The organism is Pantoea sp. sgz302252, assembly GCF_047713085.1.
GTDB lineage: Bacteria > Pseudomonadota > Gammaproteobacteria > Enterobacterales > Enterobacteriaceae > Scandinavium.
In genome coordinates, this window is the sequence record NZ_JBLFJW010000018.1 from 82,496 (window position 1) to 105,540 (window position 23,045).

18 protein-coding genes are annotated in these 23,045 nt (G+C 56.4%); 9 read left to right on the forward strand and 9 right to left on the reverse strand.

Annotated elements, in window-relative coordinates; genetic code table 11:
• Window positions 1-243 precede the first annotated feature (243 nt).
• The 3 genes from ACLW56_RS14890 to ACLW56_RS14900 are packed head-to-tail and all read left to right on the forward strand — an operon-like array spanning window position 244 to window position 2,550.
• Window positions 244-963: a nucleoside recognition domain-containing protein gene (locus ACLW56_RS14890; protein ID WP_415377872.1), complete on the forward strand. Its 720-nt coding sequence runs from the start codon at window positions 244-246 to the stop codon at window positions 961-963.
• Window positions 960-1,424, forward strand: coding sequence for a YjiG family protein (locus tag ACLW56_RS14895; protein WP_330984533.1), 465 nt, complete (start codon window positions 960-962; stop codon window positions 1,422-1,424). Before ACLW56_RS14890 ends, ACLW56_RS14895 begins: the two co-directional genes overlap by 4 nt.
• A 13-nt stretch (window positions 1,425-1,437) precedes the next feature.
• On the forward strand, window positions 1,438-2,550 hold the full coding sequence (locus tag ACLW56_RS14900) for a M20 family metallopeptidase (RefSeq protein ID WP_330984534.1): 1,113 nt from the start codon (window positions 1,438-1,440) through the stop codon (window positions 2,548-2,550).
• Between the two features lie 105 nt (window positions 2,551-2,655).
• On the opposite strand, the gene entH is transcribed toward ACLW56_RS14900, so the two are convergent.
• From entH to entC, 5 genes are read right to left on the reverse strand one after another with little or no spacing between them, the layout of a single operon-like run.
• On the reverse strand, window positions 2,656-3,069 hold the full coding sequence (entH, locus tag ACLW56_RS14905; RefSeq protein WP_330984535.1) for a proofreading thioesterase EntH: 414 nt from the start codon (window positions 3,067-3,069) through the stop codon (window positions 2,656-2,658).
• Complete coding sequence (gene entA / locus ACLW56_RS14910) at window positions 3,069-3,824, reverse strand: 2,3-dihydro-2,3-dihydroxybenzoate dehydrogenase EntA (RefSeq protein ID WP_330984536.1); 756 nt, start codon at window positions 3,822-3,824, stop codon at window positions 3,069-3,071. Before entA ends, entH begins: the two co-directional genes overlap by 1 nt.
• On the reverse strand, window positions 3,824-4,675 hold the full coding sequence (locus tag ACLW56_RS14915; protein ID WP_330984537.1) for an isochorismatase: 852 nt from the start codon (window positions 4,673-4,675) through the stop codon (window positions 3,824-3,826). Before ACLW56_RS14915 ends, entA begins: the two co-directional genes overlap by 1 nt.
• Window positions 4,676-4,686: 11 nt before the next feature.
• Window positions 4,687-6,297: a (2,3-dihydroxybenzoyl)adenylate synthase EntE gene (gene entE, locus ACLW56_RS14920; RefSeq protein ID WP_330984538.1), complete on the reverse strand. Its 1,611-nt coding sequence runs from the start codon at window positions 6,295-6,297 to the stop codon at window positions 4,687-4,689.
• A 9-nt stretch (window positions 6,298-6,306) separates the two neighbouring features.
• Window positions 6,307-7,482, reverse strand: coding sequence for an isochorismate synthase EntC (entC, locus tag ACLW56_RS14925; RefSeq protein WP_330984550.1), 1,176 nt, complete (start codon window positions 7,480-7,482; stop codon window positions 6,307-6,309).
• Between the two features lie 175 nt (window positions 7,483-7,657).
• Here entC and fepB point away from each other — a divergent pair, with 175 nt between their 5' ends.
• Window positions 7,658-8,617, forward strand: a complete 960-nt coding sequence (gene fepB / locus ACLW56_RS14930) for a Fe2+-enterobactin ABC transporter substrate-binding protein (protein WP_330984539.1) — start codon at window positions 7,658-7,660, stop codon at window positions 8,615-8,617.
• Window positions 8,618-8,690: 73 nt separating this feature from the next.
• On the opposite strand, the gene entS is transcribed toward fepB, so the two are convergent.
• The gene (gene entS / locus ACLW56_RS14935) at window positions 8,691-9,938 is read right to left on the reverse strand and encodes an enterobactin transporter EntS (RefSeq protein ID WP_330984540.1); all 1,248 of its coding nucleotides are present in this window, start codon (window positions 9,936-9,938) and stop codon (window positions 8,691-8,693) included.
• 111 nt (window positions 9,939-10,049) lie between these two features.
• On the opposite strand from entS, the gene fepD reads away from it, so the two are divergent.
• The 4 genes from fepD to ACLW56_RS14955 all read left to right on the forward strand — a co-directional run bounded on the left by fepD (window position 10,050) and on the right by ACLW56_RS14955 (window position 14,705).
• Window positions 10,050-11,057: a Fe(3+)-siderophore ABC transporter permease gene (gene fepD, locus ACLW56_RS14940; RefSeq protein WP_330984541.1), complete on the forward strand. Its 1,008-nt coding sequence runs from the start codon at window positions 10,050-10,052 to the stop codon at window positions 11,055-11,057.
• Complete coding sequence (fepG, locus tag ACLW56_RS14945; protein ID WP_330984542.1) at window positions 11,054-12,046, forward strand: iron-enterobactin ABC transporter permease; 993 nt, start codon at window positions 11,054-11,056, stop codon at window positions 12,044-12,046. The genes fepD and fepG overlap by 4 nt, the downstream gene beginning before the upstream one ends.
• Window positions 12,043-12,843, forward strand: a complete 801-nt coding sequence (gene fepC / locus ACLW56_RS14950; protein WP_330984543.1) for an iron-enterobactin ABC transporter ATP-binding protein — start codon at window positions 12,043-12,045, stop codon at window positions 12,841-12,843. Before fepG ends, fepC begins: the two co-directional genes overlap by 4 nt.
• Before the next feature lie 818 nt (window positions 12,844-13,661).
• Window positions 13,662-14,705: a YadA C-terminal domain-containing protein gene (locus ACLW56_RS14955; RefSeq protein WP_330984544.1), complete on the forward strand. Its 1,044-nt coding sequence runs from the start codon at window positions 13,662-13,664 to the stop codon at window positions 14,703-14,705.
• Between the two features lie 336 nt (window positions 14,706-15,041).
• Here ACLW56_RS14955 and entF read toward each other — a convergent pair whose 3' ends face one another.
• From entF to fes, 3 genes are read right to left on the reverse strand one after another with little or no spacing between them, the layout of a single operon-like run.
• Complete coding sequence (gene entF, locus ACLW56_RS14960) at window positions 15,042-18,905, reverse strand: enterobactin non-ribosomal peptide synthetase EntF (protein ID WP_330984545.1); 3,864 nt, start codon at window positions 18,903-18,905, stop codon at window positions 15,042-15,044.
• Window positions 18,898-19,113: an MbtH family protein gene (locus tag ACLW56_RS14965; protein WP_330984546.1), complete on the reverse strand. Its 216-nt coding sequence runs from the start codon at window positions 19,111-19,113 to the stop codon at window positions 18,898-18,900. The genes entF and ACLW56_RS14965 overlap by 8 nt, the downstream gene beginning before the upstream one ends.
• A gap of 25 nt (window positions 19,114-19,138) precedes the next feature.
• Window positions 19,139-20,341, reverse strand: coding sequence for an enterochelin esterase (gene fes, locus ACLW56_RS14970; RefSeq protein WP_330984547.1), 1,203 nt, complete (start codon window positions 20,339-20,341; stop codon window positions 19,139-19,141).
• Window positions 20,342-20,478: 137 nt separating this feature from the next.
• Between fes and ACLW56_RS14975 the strand changes: the two genes are divergently transcribed.
• Entirely contained in the window at window positions 20,479-22,704 is a 2,226-nt protein-coding gene (locus ACLW56_RS14975; RefSeq protein WP_330984548.1) for a TonB-dependent siderophore receptor, read from the forward strand.
• Window positions 22,705-23,045 lie beyond the last annotated feature (341 nt).

Here is a 23,045-nt window from a genome sequence, read left to right on the forward strand (position 1 = left end):
CACCGCTTTTGGATTTAACAACCTGACAACCAAGGAAAACCGACTTCTCACCTGGTATTTACATTACATTGTTAAGCCGATCACTTTTCATGCAACATCCCTCGTCAGAACCCATTCGTTTTCTGCATCACACTTTTGATTCTTTATTAATTTCCTGACGTTACAAAATGATTTGCATCATTATTTTTCCTGCCGCAGCCCGCAGAATGAATCGGCGAAACAACCACCTACAAGGAAATGGAGATGAGTACACAACCGCAGGAAAACAGAGTGGGACCCGGCGCGTACTTCGCGTTGGCCTTTGCCGCTGTCTTTTTTTCAGGCTTGCTCGGCGGCAAGGAATGGTACGGCGTTTTTGATTTCACTACCCTCAACGGTGCTTTCGGCAAAGTCGTGAGCAGCGTCAATCAGCAAGGCGAGACAATTACCACAACGACCTCCGCCTTTCGCGGCCATGGCGGTCACGGGGCAATGGACGGCTTTCTGTTTGCGCTGGGGCTGATCCCCGCCGTGATGTTCGCCCTTGGCATGATTAACGTGCTTGAGCACTACGGTGCTTTACGCGCCGCTCGTCGCCTTCTGACTCCGCTGTTACGCCCGCTGATGGGCATTCCGGGAACGACCGGGCTGGCGCTGATAGGCAGCCTGCAAAGCACGGATGTCGGCGCCTCACTAACGCGAAACCTGGCTGATGAAGGCCAGATCACCGAAAAAGAGAAAGATATCTTCGCCATGTTCCAGTTCTCGGCCGGTGCCATGATCACCAACTTTTTCTCCTCAGGTGCCATTCTGTTCACCCTCATGGCGGTGGACGGCACAACCGCGGTGCCGACTTCCATCGGGGCCTGCATCGCCGTGATGTTCATGATGAAAATTGTCGGTGCCAACCTGATGCGGCTGATCCTCAGCATCAGCGAGAAAAAAGCGACTGTCTCTACAACCGCACAGGGAGAAGCCTCATGAGTGCCCCAACCTCGAACCCCGTTATTACCGACGTCTTTGTCGAAGGTGCCCGCAAGGGCTGGAATATCGCCACCACCAGCACCCTGCCAAACGTGGTCATGGCGTTCATTATTATCAAAGCGCTGGAAATCACCGGAGCACTGAAAGGCCTGGGCATTGTGTTCGCGCCACTGATGGGTTTGTTCGGCCTGCCGGGTGAAGCGGCAGCGGTGCTTATCGGCGGCTGGATGTCGATGGGCGGAGCCATCGGGGTCGCGATTGGTCTGTTTGATAAAGGTATTCTGACAGGTGAACATTTAGCGATTCTGGCGCCTGCCATCTATCTGATGGGCTCTCAGGTGCAGTATCTGGGCCGCATTCTTGGCGTTATCGGCACCCGCGCCAAACGTATTCCGCTGATGATTGCAATCTCCGTCATCAACGCCTTCTTAGCCATGCTGCTGATGCGCGTCATTATCTAAACAAGGACTGACCATGAAACTGGAAAAATACATCGAAGAATTACGCACGTTGGTGGATGTTGACTGCGGAACGCAGACCCACGAAGGCGTGGCGAAAGTTGCCACCACAATGCAAACCCTTTGGCAGCAAGAAGGCTGGCACACTGAGCAAGTCGATTTAGGCTCCGCCGTGGGGCCGGGCGTATTTGTGTGCAATAAACCCAAGGCAACCGAATTTGACGTCTTGTTGGTCGGGCATCTGGATACTGTTTTCCCGGCGGGTACCGTGGCAGAACGCCCGATGAGCCGCGATGAAGAACGGCTTTATGGGCCGGGTGTGTCCGACATGAAAAGCGGATTGCTGAATATCCTGTGGGCCATGCGGACGCTCCCGGCAGAACATCTTGCACGCCTGTCTATCGCCGTGGCGATGAATCCTGATGAAGAGACGGGCAGCGTGCATTCGCATGAATGGATCGGCAAGCTGGCAAAACGCGCTCGCTGTGTTCTGGTCTGTGAGGCCGCTCGTGCAGATGGCTCGCTGGTAAAAGCACGCAAAGGGATGGCGGGCTATAAGCTTACTTTCACAGGCGTCGCCGCGCATGCGGGGAATGAGCCGGAGAAAGGCCGTTCTGCCATCACCGCTTTTGCAAACAGCGTTCTGGCTATCAATGCGCTGTCGAACACTGATCGCGGCACCACGCTGAACGTCGGTGTGGTACAGGGTGGAAGTGCAGCGAACGTGGTGCCAGCCGCACTCAGCGCAGAACTGGATGTTCGATTCTGGGAAAACGACGAGTACGACCGCGTGCATCAAGCGTTAACGGCGCTGTGCGAAAAAGGGTTCCTGGAAGGAGTCTCCACCAGCCTGACACGGGTGAACCATAAACCGGCGATGGCCGCGAGCGAAGAAACCCAGTTGCTGATGCGCCTGGTGGAACTGGCCGGTCAGGAGGAAGGCATTAAAGTCACCTGGCAAGCGGTGGGTGGCGGCAGTGATGCCAACCACACAGCAGCGCTCGGCATTCCAACGCTGGACGGATTAGGCCCGGTAGGGGCAGGCTTCCATAGCCCGGCAGAATGGCTGGATATTGCTTCGATTGAGCCACGAATTCGCCTGCTTCGTCGGGTGGTGTCAATGCTTTAATTTCCCCTCACCCTGGCCCTCTCCCCAAAGGGGCGAGGGCATCAAACAATGCGATGTTCTCCCTCTCCCCTTTGGGGAGAGGGGCGGGGTGAGGGGCAGCCCGAGCTACCCCATCACCCTCGTACTCAAACGACACGTACAGCACCGCCGCCCTTGCTCATCAAACACCACAATTTCCCAGCTCTGGGTTTGTTTGCCCAGATGCAGCGGCTGGCAGACCGCACGCACTTTGCCTTGAGAAACGGCTCGATGATGAGTCGCATTAAGCTCCGTGCCTACAACACATTGCCCTTCGCGTGTCATCAGGTAGCCCGCCATCGACCCCAGCGTTTCGGCTAGCGCCGCGGAAGCACCGCCATGCAGCAGACCAAACGGTTGATGCGTCCGGCCATCCACTGGCATGTCTGCTTCAAGGGTGTTGTCCCCTAAGCGGGTGTAGACAATCCCTAAATGCGCGACCATCGTATTCGCGCTGGTGGCGTTGAGTTGCTCAAGCGTTAAATGTCGAACCCAAATCATCACGCCCCCAGTGTTGACCCGCCGTCCACCACGATATCCTGCAGCGTGATGTGGCTGGCGTTATCAGAAGCGAGGAACAGGATGGTGTTGGCAATCTCCTGCGGACGGGCGATTTTGCCCAGCGGAATGCCCAATTTGAACTGCTCACCAAAGCCACGAATGCGCTGCTGTTCTGCATCTTCGTTCACCCACAGCGTTCGCTGCATATCCGTGTCCGTCGAACCTGGCGAGACAATATTGCAGCGCACGCCGCTGGAAGCCAGCTCAAGCCCGACAGTTTGCGCCAGGCTTTTCAGCGCCGCTTTTGATGCGCCATAAGCGCTCATTCCCATTCGCGGTGTGTGTGCAGCATCGGATGCTACAGTGACAATCGCTCCGCCCTGCTGGCGGCGAAACTGAGACATCGTGGCGCGGAACAGATGAAACGCGCCGCCCACATTCACCGAAAACGTCTGCTGCCAGTCTTCCAGGCTGAGCTGATCCGTTGCGCCCATGCGCAATATCCCCGCCGCGTTGACCAGAACATCCAGGCGCTGAACGTCGTTAAACACGCGAGCGCACACCTGTTGAACCTGTTCGGCATTCGCCACATCGAGCACTTCGGTCGCAAACGGATAAACGTCTTCGCCAAAGGCAATATCGAAACCGGTCACGCTCGCCCCGGCTTCAGCAAAGGCCAGCGCGGTCGCGTAGCCGATCCCTTTCCCGGCTCCGGTGACCCAAACTGTTTTGCCCTGAAAATCCCAGCCCGCCATTATTTCACCTCACGGGAAAGCAGCGCCCACCAGGCATCGAGGGTTGGATTCTTAGCCAGCATCACGAAATCGATATCGCCATGCACCTTACGCCAGCGTGCCGCCAGCGCCATCATGCGTACCGAATCCAGACCGTAATCAATCAGGTTTTCATCATCCATCGGCTCGTCGGACTCATCCAGCAGCGGCAAAACCATCGCCCGCAGCGCAGCTTTCGAAACCGGTAACGGCAGCAATTCTTCGCTCATAACCACCCGGCCTGAACGTCCGGCTACATACTTCAGGGACATCAGATGTTCTTCGCGGCTGAAATCCGCCAGTGCATCCGCGACAAAGAACGGTTTGATATCACGCATGAACGCGTCCGTCGCGGTGGTCATGCAGCCAATGTGCGCGTACACCCCGGTGATGATCAGCTGATTGCGTCCGGTTTCCTTCAGCAGGTGTTCCAGCGGCGAGCGATGGAACGCGCTGTAGCGCCATTTCACCAGCACGGTATCGGCTTCATCCGGGGCAAGCGCGGCAATCACACGCTGCTGTTCTGGCGAACGAGTCAGCCCCGGCCCCCACATGTCATTGAGCAACGCGCGATCTTCATCGTTCTGCTCTTTTGGCTGCGCGGTGTAGTAAACCGGGATGTTGTGCTTTTTGGCGAAATCACGCAGGGCTTTAATGTTCGCTACCACGGTTTCCATCATCTCGCTGTTTTCACCCCAGAAGTTGAGGAAATATTCCTGCATATCGTGAATCAACAGCGCTGCGCGCTCAGGCTCAAAGGCCCAGTCCACTTTATTAGCCGGAATATCCGCGGCGGTTGGCAGTGCGTAGGCCTGCAGTTTTGGAATTGCCATACTCTTCTCCTTCAGGCCAGGGCGCGTTCAGCCAGCCACTGACGTAATTGTTTTTTATCGACTTTCCCTACCGGTGTCAGCGGCAGTGCGGCAACGCACTCCACGCGATTCGGCAGCTTAAATTCCGCCACGCCCTGCTCGCGCAGAAAGCGACGCACCGCCACGGCTTTCAGCGGTTCGCGAACCACCAGATACGCGCAGCTTTTCTCGCCCAGCAGGTTGTCTTCCATGCTGACCAGCGCGGCATGAATAACTGCCGGATGGCGCAGCATCAGGTTTTCAATCTCTTCTGCGGCGATCTTCTCTCCGCCACGGTTAATCTGATCTTTCTCGCGCCCTTGCACGGTGATGTAGCCGTCTGCATCGATGGAAATCAGATCGCCGGAGCAGTAAAACCCGTTGGCATCAAAGGCGCTGGCGTTGTGTTCAGGGCTTTTGTAGTAGCCTCTGAAAGTGTAAGGGCCACGGGTCATCAGCCGCCCCACTTCGCCCTGCGGCAAAGGATTACCGTCGGCATCAGCCACCCACACTTCATCGTCAGGCGACATCGGGCAGCCCTGGGTGTGAATGATGCGTTCCGGCGAATCGTCCAGACGGGTGTAGTTCACCAGCCCTTCCGCCATGCCGAAAACTTGCTGCAACTGGCAGCCCACTTCTGCAGGAATGCGCGCGGCGAGCGTCGCGGACAGGCGAGCGCCCCCCACTTGCAACAGTTTCAGGGAAGCAAGTTGCGCATTGCTGCCGGTTGCCTGAATTTCCTGTAGCCACAGGCTCACGGCAGGCGGAACCAGCGCCGCCACGGTAATCTTGTGTTGTTCAATCAGCGGGAAGCAGAGCGTCGCACTGGGATCGGCCGCCAGCACAACGCAGCCTTCAGCGAGAAAAACACCCAACGCGCCGGGCGAGCTCATGGCGTAGTTATGAGCCGCAGGCAAGGCGCACAGATACCGCGTGCGGGTATCGAACTCACAAATTTCATTGCTACGACGAATGCTGTAGTAATAATCGTTGTGGGTACGAGGAATGAGTTTTGGCGTGCCCGTGCTGCCGCCGGAAAGCTGGAAAAAGGCAACTTCATCAGCCTTAGTCGGCGTGGGCACAAAATTATCGGCCGGTTGGGCAATGGCGGCCGCCAGGTCGTGCTCGCCATGATCGTTACGCAGAAGCACCGCCCGCACCGAGCGATGCTCACTCACAAACGAGTTCAGAAACTCATCATTGGCAAACAGCGAGTGTTCACGATCGGCAATCAGAAGGGCAGGCTCAATCTGCGCGGCGTAAGCATGCAGCTCACTCCGCTGATGGCTGAACAACGCGTTGACCGGAGCCACGCCAATACGCAGCAGCGCAAACAGCGTGATGTAAAACTCCGCCACGTTGCCCAAATGCACCAGCGCAGTTTCGCCGGGTTTCACACCCAGACGCTGCAATGACGACGCCAGATTATCAATCTGCGTGTTGAGCTCCCTGTAAGTGACACGGCGCTCTCCCTCAATCACCGCCAGCGCATCGCTATGAGCGTGGCGGGTCAACATGTCGGTCAGCGGCAATTCCTGCCAGTAGCCCTTTTCACGGTAGCGAGCCGCCAGATCGTCTGGCCAGCGAGTAAACGCGACGCTCATGGTCACTCCTTAATTCAGGCCAAACACGTTCAGCATGGTGGTTAACTTCACGCCCGTTTCACGCCATTCACCAAGCGGTGAAGAGGCAGGCACGATGCCCGCGCCAGCAAACAAACGAAGATGATTTTGACGGACTTTGGCGCAGCGAATCGTCACCACCCATTCACCGTTTCCTTCTGCATCGCACCAGCCGACAATGCCGCCGAACAGCTCGCGTTCGAAAGGTTCAAGCTCGGCAATCAGCGCTTTCGCCACATCATGGGGGAAGCCGCTTAGCGCCGGAGTCGGGTGCAACAGACAAGCCAGCGACAGCGCGTTTTCCTGCGCTTTCGCTTCGCCTTCGATGGGCGTGGCGAGGTGCCAGAGTGTTGGGGTGGTAATCAGCTGCGGGGATGACGGCAGTGCGAGTTTTTCGCTGCGTGGAGCCAGCACTTTTTTCATCGCCTGGGTGACGAGATCGTGCTCATGGCGATCCTTTTCAGATGCCAGCAGACGGTTACCCGCTTCACGATCCAGCACGTTATCCGGCTGACGACGCGCAGAACCTGCCAGTGGCAGAGAGCTGAAATGCTTGCCCTCTTTGCGTAACAGCAATTCCGGGCTTGCGCCGAGTAACACACCGCCGTCAGCCAGGGGCACATGGAAATTGAAGCTCGCCGGGTTCTGAGCGATCAGACGTTCCAGCAAAGCTCCGGTATCCACGGCAGTATCGGTGGTCATTTCGATCAGACGCGACAGGACAATCTTGTCCACTTGCGGCGTCGCGGTGAGCTCTGCGGCTTTCGCCACCATCGACATAAACACATCCTGCTCGGGGATCTCCTTGCGGGCTGTTACCTGCATGGGTTTCAGCGTCGCGGCGAAGGGCGCGGAGTGTTGTTTGTCAGTGCGGGAAAACGCTTCGCTGCTTTTGGGGATAAACAGCGCGGAAGGTTGTGTCGTGTCGAAGGGAATGGCCCCGACCAGCAACGGTTTGTCGATGCCTGCCGCTTTGGCGTCAGCAAAGGCCTGAGCGATGCTGGTCTGGAATTCGCCAGCCAACGTTTCGCCCCCTTCCACGGGCTGAGAAATTCGGCGAAAACAGCCGTGGGTCGTAAAACTGCGGTACGGCGACATAAAAAAGAAGCTGTCGGCAGACAGCGTTGGTGCGACTTCCTGAACGGCCTCAGCCAGTGACGTTTCCATATCATCCTCCAAAACGATAAAGATATTAATAATGATTATCATTTATATTTTTGTTCGGTAAGGTAAAAGTAAACGCTCGCACTGTCAACTTCCGCAGCATCATCCTGCTTGCATCTGCACGCCCCTCAAGTGAAAATGAGAAGCATTAATATCACCAAAACAGGATACTGACCTCGTGAAATCCCCTGCTTTTTTCCGTAATGCCCTGTTGTGTCTCGGTCTTTCGCTTTTAGGATTAACCTCAACGCTGGCTGCCGACTGGCCTCGTCAGGTCACTGACAGCCGCGGGACGCGTACGCTCGACAGCAAGCCGCTGCGCATTGTTTCCACCAGTGTCACCCTCACCGGTTCACTTCTCGCCATTGATGCGCCCGTGGTAGCAAGTGGCGCGACAACCCCGAATAATCGCGTCGCGGATGACCAGGGTTTTCTGCGCCAGTGGGGGGATGTCGCCAGACAACGCAAACTCGCTCGCCTGTACATTGGCGAGCCCAGCGCTGAAGCGGTTGCCGCTCAAATGCCGGATCTGATCCTCATCAGCGCCACTGGCGGTGATTCCGCGTTAGCGCTCTACGATCAGCTCTCCGCCATCGCGCCAACGCTTATCATCAATTACGACGACAAGAGCTGGCAGCAACTCCTGACGCAGCTCGGCACGATCACCGGCCAGGAGAAACAAGCCGCAGCACGCATCAGCGAATTTGACAGCAAGCTCAACGCGCTAAAGCAAAAAATGAAACTGCCGCCGCAGCCTGTCAGCGCACTGGTGTACACCGCCGCGGCGCATACCGCCAACCTGTGGACGCCGGAATCCGCACAGGGCAAGCTTCTGGCACAACTCGGCTTCAGCCTGGCACCGCTGCCTGAAGGGCTGCACACCAGCCAAAGCCAGGGCAAACGTCATGACATTCTGCAGCTTGGCGGAGAAAACCTGGCGACCGGTCTAAACGGGCAATCGCTGTTTCTGTTTGCTGGCGACCAGAAAGATGCCGACGCGATTTATGCCAATCCACTGCTCTCACACCTGACCGCAGTGCAGAACAAGCATGTTTATGCGCTTGGCACCGAAACGTTCCGTCTTGATTACTACAGCGCGATGCTGGTATTGCAGCGTCTTGAGGCTTTGTTTGGCTGAGTTATTGCCGGGTGGCGGCTTTCGCCTGACCCGGCCTACTTTATGGGGTCAGTCCAGAAGCGCCGCCGGGCAATCAGGCGGCTTCTTCCACTGGCTCAGCTTCCCGCCGAAATCCACGCAGTTCACGCAACAGCAGAATCAGCAACAGTCCCACGATCGCCAACGCCCAACCGCTGACACTCGCTGCGGCGGCTGGCGTTAACATCGCACCCATTCCACCCAGCAGTGCTGCACCGATGGCATCGCCTGTCACGTTTTGCGCCGTCCACAATCCGTTAATTCTGCCGAGCATCGCTTCAGGCGTTTGTGTCTGAATAAGGGTGTATTGCAGCAGCGAACTGACAGCGCTCAGCCAGCCGAACAGCGCCAGACAAATTACGCCCAGCAGCCAAACTGGCATCAGGCTGAATAAGCCAATCGCGATAAACGCCGCCACCGTGGTGGTTAACATCAGCATTCCAGGCCGTACGTGCTGCGCGAGCCGTCCGCTGGTGAGCGCCCCGAGCGCCGCGCCCAACGGGATTGCCGCGTAAAGCAGGCCAATTTGCGCCGCTGACATTTGCCACTGCATCGCCAGCGCCGGATAAAGCACGCGCACCGCGCTCGCCATCGTCAGCAAACCGCCGAGCAGCGCTATGCCGCCAATTAGCGGGCTGTTAAAGAGAAACTTCAGACCCGCCATTAACGATTTCAGTGGATGCTCACGAGGCTGCGGCGGAGGCGGTAACTGAGGTAAACGCAGCAGCGTCAGAGTGGTGATAAACGTCCCGATAGCCGCCAACAGATAGTTCCAGGAGAAGCCCCCACTGGCGAGCAGCAACCCGCCAACCATCGGAGAAATCACTGAGCCCAGACGGACAGTCAGCATGGTGATGGCCCCGGCCTGCATCAGGTTTTCTCGCCCGACCAGAGCGGGCGTGGCGGCCAGCAGTGCTGTCACGCCGATGGATGCAAACAGCCCGTCCCAAATGCCGAGCAAATAAATCGCCAGTAGCGAAGGTTCTGGCAACGACGCATTCAGCCACAGGCCTAAGAAGCCGATGCCGCAGGTTCCGCGCGCCAGCAGGATCAACTTTTTGCGCTCATAGCGATCGGCCAATACCCCGCCCAGCATCAGACCGATAAACATCGCACCGCCGGTTAAGGTGACGGACAGCCCGACCTGCAAGGTTGAATGGGTCATCATCTGGATTTGCACCGGCACCGCAACGCCGAGCAAGCCGAGAGAAAGAATGGAGATAAAACGGGCAATAAAGACGGCGCGAAACGCCGGGTGAGTCTTCAGCAGGCTGACGTTCAGCAGCCAGGATTGTCTTTGCATCACAGGGCCTTCAACGAACTTTCGGTACCATTTCCGTGGCCGCACATGCTAACATAAACGAATAAGATCGATAACGATAATTACTATCATTATCAACCAAAGGACCTGGCGATGTCGTTCTCCCCCGCCGCTCTGCGCACCGTCGCAGGGCCCGGATTGTTGATACTGTTATCTACTGCTGTTGCCCTCAGCCTGCTGGTTGGTGCCAAATCTCTGCCGTTAAACGTGGTGGTGGATGCCCTCTCCGGCAGTTGTCAAAGCGCCGATTGCACCATCGTGCTCGATGCCCGTCTGCCACGAACGCTGGCCGGTTTGCTGGCTGGCGCAGCGCTTGGCCTGGCGGGCGCGTTGATGCAAACGCTGACCCGAAATCCGCTCGCCGACCCAGGTATTCTGGGCGTCAATTCCGGAGCCAGTTTCGCCATTGTGCTGGGTGCCGCGTTGCTGGGCATGACTTCCCCGCAGGAACAATTACTGCTCGCCTATTGCGGCGCGTTTGTCGCCTCGCTATTGGTGGCCTTCACCGGCAGCCAGGGCGGTGGGCAACTTAGTCCGGTTCGCCTGACACTCGCAGGCGTAGCACTTGCCGCCGTGCTGGAAGGGTTATCGACCGGGATTTCACTGCTCAATCCGGATGTCTACGATCAGCTTCGATTCTGGCAAGCGGGTTCCCTCGATATTCGTTCACTGCAAACCCTGAAGGTCGCCGTTTTCCCCATGTTGCTGGCCACAGCAATCGCGTTAGGGTTGAGCCGTTCGTTAAACAGCCTGAGCCTGGGGGCAGACACGGCGACCGCGTTGGGCAATAAAGTGGCCCGCACGCAGCTGCTTGGCCTGCTTGCCATCACGCTTTTGAGCGGCAGCGCTACGGCATTGGTCGGCCCGATAGCCTTTATCGGCCTGATGATGCCGCATATGGCGCGGTGGCTGGTGGGGGCCGATCACCGCTGGTCATTACCCGTCACACTGCTCGCCACCCCTGCTCTTCTTCTTTTCGCGGATATTCTAGGTCGCCTGCTGGTGCCGGGTGAATTACGCGTTTCGGTCGTGAGCGCCTTTATTGGCGCACCAGTGCTGATTTGGCTGGTACGTCGCCAACCACGCGGAGGTGCCGCATGATTGCCCCTTCCCGCAGGCTGGTGTTGAGTTGCCTTTTTCTGGTGCTCACCAGCCTGATGACTGCGCTTTTCAGCCTCCGCAGCGGTGTCGTCACCCTTGAGTTCTCACAAATCTTCTCGGCATTGTTCGGGGATGCGCCACGTAACGTGACCTTAGTCGTGACCGAGTGGCGTTTGCCCCGCGTGCTGATGGCGCTACTGGTTGGTGCCGCGCTGGGCGTTAGCGGAGCCATTTTTCAGTCACTGATGCGTAACCCACTCGGCAGCCCGGATGTGATGGGTTTCAACACCGGGGCGTGGAGCGGCGTGCTGGTGGCGATGGTGCTGTATGGTCAACATCTGACAGCGATAGCGCTCGCTGCGATGGCCGGTGGGATCGTGACTTCGCTGATCGTCTGGCTGCTGGCGTGGCGCGATGGCATAGACACGTTTCGCCTGATCATTATTGGTATCGGCGTGCGGGCCATGCTGATGGCGTTCAACACCTGGCTGCTGCTGCGTGCTTCGCTGGAAACCGCCGTTTCGGCCGGGCTCTGGTACGCAGGTTCGCTCAATGGCATGACGTGGGCGAAAACCTGGCCGTCAGCCCCTCTGTTACTCATTATGTTGGCTTGCGCGGCACTGTTAGTACGTCGCCTGCGCCTGCTGGAAATGGGCGATGACAGCGCCTGCGCCCTTGGCGTGCAAGTCGAACGCTCTCGCCTGTTGATGATGCTGGTCGCGGTGGTACTCACCGCCGGAGCAACAGCGCTGGCAGGCCCGATTTCCTTTATTGCCCTTGTCGCACCACATATTGCACGCAGGCTCAGCGGCACCGCTCGCTGGGGGCTGACTCAGTCCGCCCTGTGTGGCGCGTTCGTGCTGGCACTGGCCGATTACTGCGCTCAACAACTATTTATGCCTTACCAGCTTCCGGTGGGCGTGATGACCGTCAGCCTTGGCGGCCTCTATCTCATCGTGCTGCTTATTCAGGAGTCTCGTAAAAAATGACCGCCCTCTCCTCCCGACTACACGGCGAGCACTTAACGCTCAGTTATGGCAAAAAAGTCATCGCCGACAATTTAACGGTGGCAATCCCGGACGGGCATTTCACCGCGATAATCGGCCCCAACGGCTGCGGGAAATCGACGCTGCTGCGCACACTCAGCCGCCTGATGACACCGCAACAAGGCCATGTCTGGCTTGATGGCGAACAGATCCAGCACTTTGCCAGCAAAGACGTGGCGCGACGTATTGGCCTGTTAGCGCAAAATGCCACCACGCCCGGCGATATCACGGTGCAGGAATTAGTGGCCCGAGGTCGCTATCCGCACCAACCTCTGTTTAGCCGTTGGCGAAAAGAAGATGAAGATGCCGTTCACAGAGCCATGAAAGCCACTGGCGTCGTAGAACTGGCGAATCAGAGCGTGGACACGCTTTCCGGCGGGCAACGTCAGCGTGCGTGGATAGCCATGGTACTGGCTCAGGAAACGGCGATTATGCTGCTTGATGAGCCCACGACCTGGCTTGATATCAGCCATCAGATTGACCTGCTGGAATTGCTCAGCGAGTTGAATCGCGAAAAGGGCTACACCCTTGCGGCTGTCTTGCACGACCTGAATCAAGCCTGCCGCTACGCCACGCACCTGATTGCACTGCGCGAAGGCAAGATTGTGGCGCAAGGCGCACCGCGCGACATCGTGACCGCAGAGTTGATCGAACAAATCTATGGCATGCGCTGCATGATCATCGACGACCCGGTAGCAGGCACGCCGTTGGTGGTGCCGTTGGGGAGATCCGGCAGCTAAGCTGCGGATTCTGTGAACAGTAATAAGCCTAATACATTCTCTTGCAGCACAAAAAACTCCCTTTTATGACAAAAAAGATCCGCGTAAAGCGTGTCGTAAACGAAAACTGGTTATTCAGACTCATATCTTTGCATATTACTGAATCATTACGCTAAATCCATTTTTAGCCTGTTTTCGTTTGCAGTGTAAATAAATTTTCGAGTGAAAGATAAACTTAATACAATACATTAATGAAATTACTTTATTTCAGCTAAAACAATTAGCCCAACAATCACCCACCACTAAACACACAGAGATAAAATATAATTAAAACAATATTTCAACAATCACCCCCACAGAATAAAACAATAGTGCAAAAAGCCCTCGAAATTGAAATTCATTCATTACCCACCCCTCTTTTGAAAGTAAATTAATTGTATTAAAAACAATATGATAAACACCCAAAAGAAATAAAAACCTTCAGGCATTGAATAATAATAATGACGAGGTAATATGCACCGCGTTTATTATTCGTTGAAGGTGATTGCGTATTCTCGCTGGTGAAATAGCTGGCGTTATGCCTGTCAGAAGCGATAAACGCCGTCAGCCACAATGATAAACCGTGCTTATGCACGTCTTAGCTAACACCATAAAAAGCAATAAAGAATGTGCGAATACAAGCACAGGATAAATTTCGTCTGCAGAACGTCGTACAGACAAAAAAGTAACGCGACGGATACCGGCAAGTATCCGTCGCGTAGGGGGTGGAGTTTGGGTTCGCGAAAACCTGAGCTCCGACGTTAAGTGATTTCGACATCAAATTAACAGGCTTATTAGATATGAAAAAACAGCTTATTGCATTAGCCATTATGGCGGGTGCAGCCTCTGGAATGGCTCATGCGCAGTTGAGTGCCAGCGATCTTGACGTGATTGAGGCTTATCATCAACTTCATCCTGAAGTGCCGATGGATAAAATCAATATTATGCGCGAGAGCTGGCGTGATAATTTGCAGTCAGTAGAAGATGCAATGAATGGCATGACCTATTACAACGGGCATGAAAATGTACCGGTTCCCCCTCTGGACACGTCAATTACCCTTGCACACACGCTCACTCCAGCAACTTACTCACAACCCCCTGCGGTCGTAAATCAGGATGTCACAACTCCGGCAGGCATTACGCCGGAAGACACTACGAGTGCAAACACCAGGACAATCGATGAGCTTAAAACGCATGATGCTGAACAAACGCAGGATATTAACGATAACAGCCACGCGATTAACGACAACAAAGAGCATATCGATCAGGTTGCGCACGACTCTGACATTCGTACCGATCGCCAGAATCAGATCAATACCGCTTTCGCTGACACACTCGTCAATACCAAAGCTCTGGACGCGAAGCAATCCACTGCCATCAACACCCTGGCAGTTGGCGTACAGCAAAACAAAAACACGGGTGCCTACGCACAATCTCGCGCTGATGCCGCTTATGCCAATACTCAAGCCAATCAGCAGGCTCTGAAGGCCACCAATCACCGTGTTGCTGAAAACAGCCAGCAATTGGCGAACCATGAGCAGCGTATTCAAACGCTGGAAGCCAATAACAACACTAGCTTTGGCAAGCTGAAAAATGAAGTGGATGACAACCGTCAGCGCGCCTCTGCAGCGATTTCTGGCGTGGCGGCGATGGCAAACATTCCTCAGGTGATTCAGGGTCAGACTTTCAGCGTAGGGGCTGGCGTGGGCACGACCGATAGCGAGAGCGCGTTAGCCGTTGGTTTCTCTGCCCGCGCAACTGAACATGTTGTGGTGAAAGCTTCGGTGTCTGATGACACTCAGCAGAACTTCGTGGTTGGCGGTGGCGTGAGCTACGGCTGGTAATTTGGAGTTAAACAATGCCCCACCTGCGTGGGGCATTGAGACTGATGACAAACCTCTAACGAATACAGTTTTGTCATGGGTGGCGAAACAAACAATAAGGAAAATCAATTCATTGATTTTCGGCTGCTCACCACAAAGAAGGAAAAACCACGCTTTTTCCTTCTTTGTCAGCACACTGAATGCCCCACCTGCGTGGGGCATTTCCTGTTTTATTGCCCGGCGGCGCTTCGCTTGCCAGGCCTACAGGTCCGAGCTCATCGTAGGCCGGTGCCAGCGAAGCGCCGCCCGGCATTCGCGCAGATTCCACCGATACGTGTGCTGATTTATGATGAACCGTTACCCCAGTATCTCCTTAAGCACCGGGCCAATCCGCTCAAAAGCCTTTGGCGAGATAATATCAACGTGCGCGCAATCCTGGTTAAACACATCCAGTTCGGCCACCCACGGTGCCCACGCTTTATGCGGGTCCATGCCCGGCGTTAGCGTTTTCTGCGCCACGAACAGCGTCGCTTTGCCGTCGAACGGTACGCTGTGAGCCGTTGTCAATAACCGTACTGCATCCGCATAGTTCCCCTCGATGGCGGTGAACAGTTCGCCCGAAGTTTGCCCTTGTTGTGCGGCCAGGAACGCTTCCCGCTCACGGTTAATTTCTGCGAGCACTTCCGGGTCCAGACCGTTAGCTTCCTTCTCTGACCAGTTCTGCGTTTCCGGCGGCCAGGTGTCTAACAGGCCGAGGAAGGCGACGGTTTCACCACGCTGACGTAAACGAGCCGCAATACCCTGCACTAACGTGCCGCCGAGGGAATAACCGAACAAGTAGTACGGCCCGTGCGGCTGCTGTTCCAGTAGCGTCGCAAGATGGTGTTCACACAGCGCATCCAGATTTTCTACGCTCGCCATCGGCCCTTCCGGACGTGGCGACTGAATGCCAGTGATGGACCAGCGTGCCGTCAGCCATCTCGCCAGCACGCTAAACTGCCAGGCGAAACCGGACGCCGGGTGGAAGCACCACAGCGTCGGTCCGGTGCCTTCACGAAGCGGTAAAATTGCTTCATAGCCCAGACGCTGACTTCGCTCATCGTTATCGGACTCAAGCAGTTGGCTGAGTTTACCCACGGTCGAAGCGACCATCACCTGACCCGGTGTCACCTGCCGTTCAAAGCGTCGACTCAGCTGGGCTGCCAGCCGCATGGCGAGCAGTGAGTGTCCGCCAAGGGCAAAGAAATCAGCTTCCACATCATTGACCTCGCAGGCCAGCAATTCGCTGAAGGCTTGAGCTACCGCTTGCTCTGTTTGCGTTTCCACTGCCCTGCCTGGCGCTTTTTGTGACAACTCCGGCAGCGGCAGCGCTTTACGATCCAGTTTACCGTTGGCACTTAACGGCAAGGATGACAGCTGGATAAGCGCCACCGGCACCATGTGCGGAGGCAGCATTTCACGCAGCTGTTCGAGCAGCCCGTCACTATCCAGCGGAAGCCCTGAACCGGAGACAAAGTAGCCCACAAGCTGGCGCGCATCGCCGCCCACGCTGGCAGCCTGATTGAGTACGCAGGCGTGAGCGACGGCTTGCTCTACGTCATCGAGGCTCTGTATCGCGCGTTCAATTTCACCCAGCTCGATACGCTGGCCGCGAATTTTAAGCTGATCGTCACTGCGGCCCAGATATTCCACTGCGCCGTTATCCAGCCAGCGTGCAACATCACCGGTGCGATACATGCGCTCGCCGGGAGCAAACGGATCGGCGATAAAGCGGCTGGCGGTCAGATCGGGACGGCCCATGTAGCCTTGCGCTAACTGGATGCCGGTCAGATAGAGATCGCCCGCCACGCCAAACGGTACCGGACGCATCATGCCGTCCAGAATTCGTAGCCCGGTATTCCAGACAGGGAAACCAATCGGCACGCTATTGCCGGTTACCGCGGCAAGTTCTGGCCCGTATGCCGGATACCAGCTCACATCCACGGCGGCTTCCGTCGGACCATAAAGGTTATGCAGTGGCGCTCCGGTCAACTGTTCCCATTCGCGACACAAGGCGGCTGGTAGCGCTTCGCCGCTACAAAATACGCGTCGCAGTGATTTGCAGCTATGAACGTTATCTTCATCCAGCGAAGCCACAAAAGCCGCCAGCATAGAAGGCACAAAGTGAGTCGTGGTGACACGATGTTCTGCGAAGAATTGCTGCAACGCCTGCGGATCGCGGTGCGCATCCGGCTCCGCCATCACCAGTTTTGCTCCGGCAATAAACGGCCACCAGAATTCCCATACCGAAACGTCAAAACTGCACGGTGTTTTCTGCGCCACCACATCTTCGGCGGTGAGCGGGTAGCTCTCCTGCATCCACAGTAAGCGGTTCACGATGGCCGTTTGCCCGACCATCACGCCTTTTGGCCGCCCGGTGGAGCCGGAGGTAAAGATGATATAGGCGGTCTGTTCCGGTCGGGAAAGCGTAGGCAGAACGTCATCTGTCACTGGCAACGGTGCGGTATAGCAAAGTGTGTCGATGTCAGCGAAGCGATGCAATTGATCGTCGGCGGTGATGAGCAGCGAGGGCTTTGCATCCTCAAGCATCATTTGCAGACGATCGTCAGGATAACCCGTGTCGAGCGGCAGCCAGGCAGCGCCTGCTTCCACAATGCCATGTAGCGCGAGCGTCAGGAAAACAGAGCGAGGCAAGGCCACCGCGACGCTGTCGCCCGGTTTGACGCCACGTTCACGCAACAGCACGGCCAGCGCCTGCACCTGTTGGCGCATTTCACGGTAGCTGAATTGCCAGCGCGCATCCGCCAGCGCCGGAGCATCCGGGGTTTTCTCTGTTTGTGCAGCCACCAGCGAACTGAGGGTTTCCGTTGGCAGCATCATGCCGGTATCGTTGATACTCGCCAGGCGCTGATACTCTGCCTCTGACACCAGTTCCACTTCACCACAGCGCAATTCAGGATTAGTGGCAAACTGCTCCAGCATCGACAGTAAACGCGAGGCATGGTTATGCAGCTCGGCTTCGTTGTAACGCTGTTGGTTTGCCAGAATTTCAACGGACAGGCCACCGGAGTCATCCGGGAACAAGGCCAGTTCGAGATCGTTCACCGGGCCGGTGGCAAGTGTGTGCGTGGTGGCATTTACGCCATCGAAATCAAGCTGATAGTCAAAGACTTTGACGTTAAACACCGGCCCAAACAGCGGTTCATCGCCAGCCGCTTTGCCACTGTCTCTGACGATTTGTTCGGCGTCATAGCGCTGATGACGACGCATTTTTTTCAGCTGAGAACCCAGTCGCTCAGCCAGTTCAGGTAGCGTTTCCTGCGGGCGAATTTCAACGCCCAGTGGCAACACATTCAGCACCGGCCCGGTTGCCGTCAGTGCCGCAGAGCCCATGCGACGCATGAAGATGTACCCCGCCGCATAGTCACTGCGCCCGCATAAACGCCCCAGCCACAGTGCCGCCAGTGCCAGCGCCAAATCAGTTCGCGGGTTTAAGTATGTTGTAACTAATCGTGTGAATGCTTGCTTGTTTGCTGTCAGCTTCAATCGCCAGATGGCAGTGGAATGGGCGCGCCCAGGCAACGGCGCAGAAGAAAGCGATGCCGGTGATGGCAGGCTTTTTCGCTGTTCAGCCCAGAAAGCTCCATCGCGAAGCCAGGCTTCGCTCTCACGATATCGCTGATACTCTTCCACCACTTCAGCGAAAGGCGTGAAGGGAGAGTCGGGCATCGTTTCGCCACTCAGCAGTGCTTTATAAATCTGGACAATCTGGCGGGTGATGGCCGGGAAACTGAAGCCATCGACCAATAAATGGTGGTAGCGCTGATACCAGTACCAGCGGTTTTCTGCGACCTGATAAAGCTGATGGCAGACCAGCGGGTTTCCGCTATCCACACGCGTGTTTTGGGCTAAATCAGCCTGCATTTGCGCTTTTGCTGTGGCACAGGCATCGGCCTCACCGCGTAAGTCGAACAGGGCTGGCGTGGCGAACGTCTGATCATCAAGCCACTGCCAGGCTTCGCCATTTTCTTGCGCAAAGCGCGTCCGCACGGTCTCTGTTTGATTCAGGCCGGTTGCAATCGCCTGCTGAAACAGCGCGCCGTTGATGTCGCCTTCCAGCTCAACATAATGGGCCACGCTCCAGGCATTAGGCAGCGTGGAGAGCTGCTCCGCCATCCAGATCCCCGGCTGTGCCGCCACCAGCGGTAAACGTTCACTCATGGCGGGCTCCGGCATAATAAGAAGGATTCAGGGTCGTCCAGCGTTCTGCCAGCCAGGCATTGCAGGCTTCCGCCGATTGCGGCTGACATACAACACGCCAGCCTTCGGGCAACGCACAGTGCTGCGGCCACAGGCTGTAGTGATGATGAGCATTTCGCAGAATAGAGAACTGCCCTTGCGCATCATCGAAAGGGTTACTGATTTGCATACCAAACTCCTGTCGTAAAGCGCGCTTATGCCGTGACGAGTGGCAGCCAGAGCGCAATCAGCCCGGCCGTGAGTCCACCTCGCCAGCACAGCGCATCGTGTCCGCCGTCAACCTGACGCCAGAAAAGCGGCTGCTGTGTCTGCTGTAGTTGGTGTAAGAGGGCCTGATTGGCCTGAAAGATAATCGGTTCACGTCGCCCGGCCTCAAGCCAGATACGCAAGCCCTGCGGTGAAACTTCACCGCGAGAAAGTTTTTCGAGGATCACGCCGCCGTGACCTTCGCCGCGTGTCGGCCACCAGTAAGAACCTGACTGGCTTAGCACACAGCCAAATCGCTGCGGCCAGTTCAGCCCGGCAAACATTGCCGCTAAGCCACCGAAGCTTTGCCCGGCGACCACGGTGCGTTGCTCACGCTCACTGAAAGGCGCGATACGCTGAATTTGCGGGAGAAGCTCCTGCTGAAGCGCCAGCCAGAAATCAGTGTTGCAGGGCAGCTCTGCGCCGCGGTACGCCGTGTCGATGGCATCCACCAGCACATACACCGCCGCCGGAAGCTGCCCTTCGCGGGTCAACCGGGCCAACGGCGACCAGACAGGCATGCTTTCGGCCCAGAACTGGCCATCAAGCAGCAGCGCCATTGGCCGTTCTGCGGCTTCACCCGTGGTGTAAATCCACACTTTGCGCGAATTTCCCAGCCGCTGGCTATGCCAGTGAATGCAGACTGGCGGCGCGTACGGCACGTCGGGTAAATCCCAGCCGGGCTGAACAGGCGCATCAGGCAGTGAAAGCGCTGAAACCGCATGGCCTCGCCCACCCCGCCAGCTTTGCGCATTCAGCGGATCGGCTATCGCCTGGGGCAACAGCTTTCGCCAGCCTTCGCGCAGCAACGGGCGGTCGGGCTTGTCGGTGTGAAACAAAGAGGCAGCAAAATCGTTTTCAGTCGTCACCGGAATGAAGCAGTAACTCCCACGCCAGGTGGCGGGCAGCGTGGTTTGCCACTGCCAGACGTCAGTGCCGGGCAGACGGGACAGCGTCTGCGGCACGGCGTTCTGGTGATGATCGGTGACGCCGGTGATGTAAATCCACACCCGCTGGTACGGCGATGTTTCTTCCTTTCCGGCAGGATCACGCCAGTAAAACGTGACATGGCATTGGTCACCTTCCCTGTGCCACTGCGGCCCGTGGAGGGTTTTCCACCACTCATCACTCCCTGTTACTGCCGTTTGCATCACGTTAACCCCGTGTTTGCTGTGGAATGCTTTGTTACACGTTAAAAATTATTGATAATATTATTGATAACTATTTGCATTTGCAATAGCGTATTGACGCGCGTTTTTGACACACACAACTGCCAAGCAGGACGATAATGAATAACAAGCTCAAATCATTGGCCTTACTGGTCAATCTGGGGATTTATGGGGTGGCGTTTCCTTTGCACGCCGAGGGAACCGCTGAGGAGAAAACCACGGCGAATGATGAAACGATGGTTGTCACCGCGGCTCAGCAGAACCTGCAGGCTCCGGGCGTTTCCACCATCACCGCAGAGGAAATTCGCAAAAGACCTCCCGCTCGCGACGTCTCTGAAATCATCCGCACCATGCCTGGGGTAAACCTCACCGGCAACTCCACCAGCGGCCAGCGCGGCAACAACCGCCAGATTGATATTCGCGGGATGGGCCCGGAAAATACCCTGATTTTGATTGACGGTAAGCCTGTCACCAGCCGTAACTCTGTGCGTCTGGGCTGGCGTGGCGAGCGTGATACCCGCGGCGATACCAGTTGGGTTCCGCCAGAAATGATTGAGCGCATTGAAGTGATTCGTGGCCCTGCTGCGGCCCGTTACGGCAACGGCGCAGCGGGCGGCGTGGTGAACATCATCACCAAAAAAGCCAGCAACGAGTGGCACGGCTCCTGGGACACCTACATGAACCTGCCGGAGCACAAAGACGAAGGCTCCACCAAACGCACCAACTTTAGCCTGACCGGCCCGATGGGCGGCGATTTCAGCTTCCGTCTGTTCGGTAACCTCGATAAAACACAGGCCGATGCCTGGGATATCAACCAGGGCCATCAGTCTGAGCGTACCGGTATTTACCAGAATACCCTGCCTGCCGGGCGTGAAGGCGTTGAAAACAAAGACATCAACGGCCTGTTGCGCTGGGACTTCGCCCCGATGCAGTCTCTGGAGCTGGAGGCAGGCTACAGCCGCCAGAACAACCTTTATGCGGGCGATACTCAGAACACCAACACCAACAATTTCGTCAAAGAAAACTACGGCAAAGAGACCAACCGCCTCTACCGCCAGAACTTCTCTCTGACCTGGAACGGCGGCTGGGATAACGGCCTGACCACCAGCAACTGGGTGCAATACGAGCACACCCGCAACTCACGCAAAGGCGAAGGCCTGGCAGGCGGCACCGAGGGAATTTTCAATAGCAATAAATTCGTCGATATCGACCTCGACGATATCCTGCTGCACAGCGAAGTGAACATCCCGATTGATTTCGTCTTCAATCAGAACCTGACGCTCGGCACCGAGTGGAATCAGCAGAAGATGAAGGATAACGGCTCGAACACCCAGACCTTTATGGGCGGCACGATCCCAGGCTTTAGCAGCACCGGCCGCAGCCCTTACTCTCAGGCAGAAATCTTCTCGCTGTTTGCTGAAGACAATATCGAAGTCACCGACACCACCATGCTGACGCCTGCGCTGCGTTACGATCATCACAGCATTGTGGGCGACAACTGGAGCCCATCGCTGAACCTGTCACAAGGTTTGTGGGATGACTTCACCCTGAAAATGGGCATCGCCCGCGCCTATAAAGCGCCAAGCCTGTATCAGACCAACCCGAACTACATTCTCTACAGTAAAGGCCAGGGCTGCTATGCCAGCGCCAGCGGCTGCTACCTGCAAGGCAATGACGACCTGAAAGCCGAAACCAGCATCAACAAAGAGATTGGGCTGGAGTTCAAACGCGACGGCTGGCTGGCAGGCGCGACCTGGTTCCGTAACGACTATCGCAACAAGATTGAAGCGGGCTATGCGCCGGTGTACTCCAACGCCGCCGGGACAGATGTCTATAAGTGGGAAAACGTGCCGAAAGCGGTGGTTGAAGGCCTGGAAGGTACGCTGAACGTGCCGGTTACCGACACCGTGAACTGGACCAACAACATCACTTATATGCTGCAAAGTAAGAACAAGGAAACCGGCGATCGTCTGTCGATCATCCCGGAATATACCCTGAACTCAACGCTGAGCTGGCAGGTGGTGCAGGACTTCTCGGTGCAGTCGACCTTTACCTGGTATGGCAAACAGCAACCGAAGAAGTACAATTACAAAGGCCAACCAGCGACCGGCAGCGAACTCAACGAAGTGAGCCCGTACAGCATTGTTGGCCTGAGCGGCACCTGGGATGCGACCAAGTACGTCAGCCTGACGGCGGGTATCGACAACCTGTTCGATAAACGCCACTGGCGCGCAGGTAACGCCCAAACCACTGGCGGCGCAACCGGGTATATGTACGGTGCGGGGGCTGAGACTTATAACGAGTCTGGGCGGACTTACTATCTGAGTGTGAATACGCACTTCTAAGTCCAGAACTGTTCCCCTCACCCCGGCCCTTATGTCTTGATCTTCTCCGTTTCTGCGGAGAAGATCCCCGACTGATCATCGGGAGGTTACCGGTGAGCATCACCCGGCCCTGGTGCCCCTGAGCCCGTGGGAGAGATTATGCCCCGGTAACCTGTTTCCCTGTCGCCTCAAGACCGAACGGTATCCTGTGCCCCGAGCACCCACATATAAGGATGGTCCGGCGATATTATTCATAAGGTTATGGAGTGCCATGATGAGTCTTGTCTCCGTCGGCGTTGATATCGCCAAACTCAAGTTTGATGTTGCTGTCCTGCTGCCAAATCAGAAGTACAAAACCAAAA

Excerpts from the sequence above, each read along its gene's own strand:
- entH (WP_330984535.1), bottom strand. The coding sequence starts at position 3,069 with ATGATTTGGGTTCGACATTTAACGCTTGAGCAACTCAACGCCACCAGC.
- ACLW56_RS14915 (WP_330984537.1), bottom strand. The coding sequence starts at position 4,675 with ATGGCAATTCCAAAACTGCAGGCCTACGCACTGCCAACCGCCGCGGAT.
- ACLW56_RS14900 (WP_330984534.1), top strand. The coding sequence starts at position 1,438 with ATGAAACTGGAAAAATACATCGAAGAATTACGCACGTTGGTGGATGTT.
- fepG (WP_330984542.1), top strand. The coding sequence starts at position 11,054 with ATGATTGCCCCTTCCCGCAGGCTGGTGTTGAGTTGCCTTTTTCTGGTG.
- ACLW56_RS14965 (WP_330984546.1), bottom strand. The coding sequence starts at position 19,113 with ATGCAAATCAGTAACCCTTTCGATGATGCGCAAGGGCAGTTCTCTATT.
- ACLW56_RS14955 (WP_330984544.1), top strand. The coding sequence starts at position 13,662 with ATGAAAAAACAGCTTATTGCATTAGCCATTATGGCGGGTGCAGCCTCT.
- entS (WP_330984540.1), bottom strand. The coding sequence starts at position 9,938 with ATGCAAAGACAATCCTGGCTGCTGAACGTCAGCCTGCTGAAGACTCAC.
- ACLW56_RS14975 (WP_330984548.1), top strand. The coding sequence starts at position 20,479 with ATGAATAACAAGCTCAAATCATTGGCCTTACTGGTCAATCTGGGGATT.
- fes (WP_330984547.1), bottom strand. The coding sequence starts at position 20,341 with ATGCAAACGGCAGTAACAGGGAGTGATGAGTGGTGGAAAACCCTCCAC.
- entC (WP_330984550.1), bottom strand. The coding sequence starts at position 7,482 with ATGGAAACGTCACTGGCTGAGGCCGTTCAGGAAGTCGCACCAACGCTG.
- entF (WP_330984545.1), bottom strand. The coding sequence starts at position 18,905 with ATGAGTGAACGTTTACCGCTGGTGGCGGCACAGCCGGGGATCTGGATG.
- ACLW56_RS14890 (WP_415377872.1), top strand. The coding sequence starts at position 244 with ATGAGTACACAACCGCAGGAAAACAGAGTGGGACCCGGCGCGTACTTC.
- entA (WP_330984536.1), bottom strand. The coding sequence starts at position 3,824 with ATGGCGGGCTGGGATTTTCAGGGCAAAACAGTTTGGGTCACCGGAGCC.
- fepD (WP_330984541.1), top strand. The coding sequence starts at position 10,050 with ATGTCGTTCTCCCCCGCCGCTCTGCGCACCGTCGCAGGGCCCGGATTG.
- fepC (WP_330984543.1), top strand. The coding sequence starts at position 12,043 with ATGACCGCCCTCTCCTCCCGACTACACGGCGAGCACTTAACGCTCAGT.
- entE (WP_330984538.1), bottom strand. The coding sequence starts at position 6,297 with ATGAGCGTCGCGTTTACTCGCTGGCCAGACGATCTGGCGGCTCGCTAC.
- ACLW56_RS14895 (WP_330984533.1), top strand. The coding sequence starts at position 960 with ATGAGTGCCCCAACCTCGAACCCCGTTATTACCGACGTCTTTGTCGAA.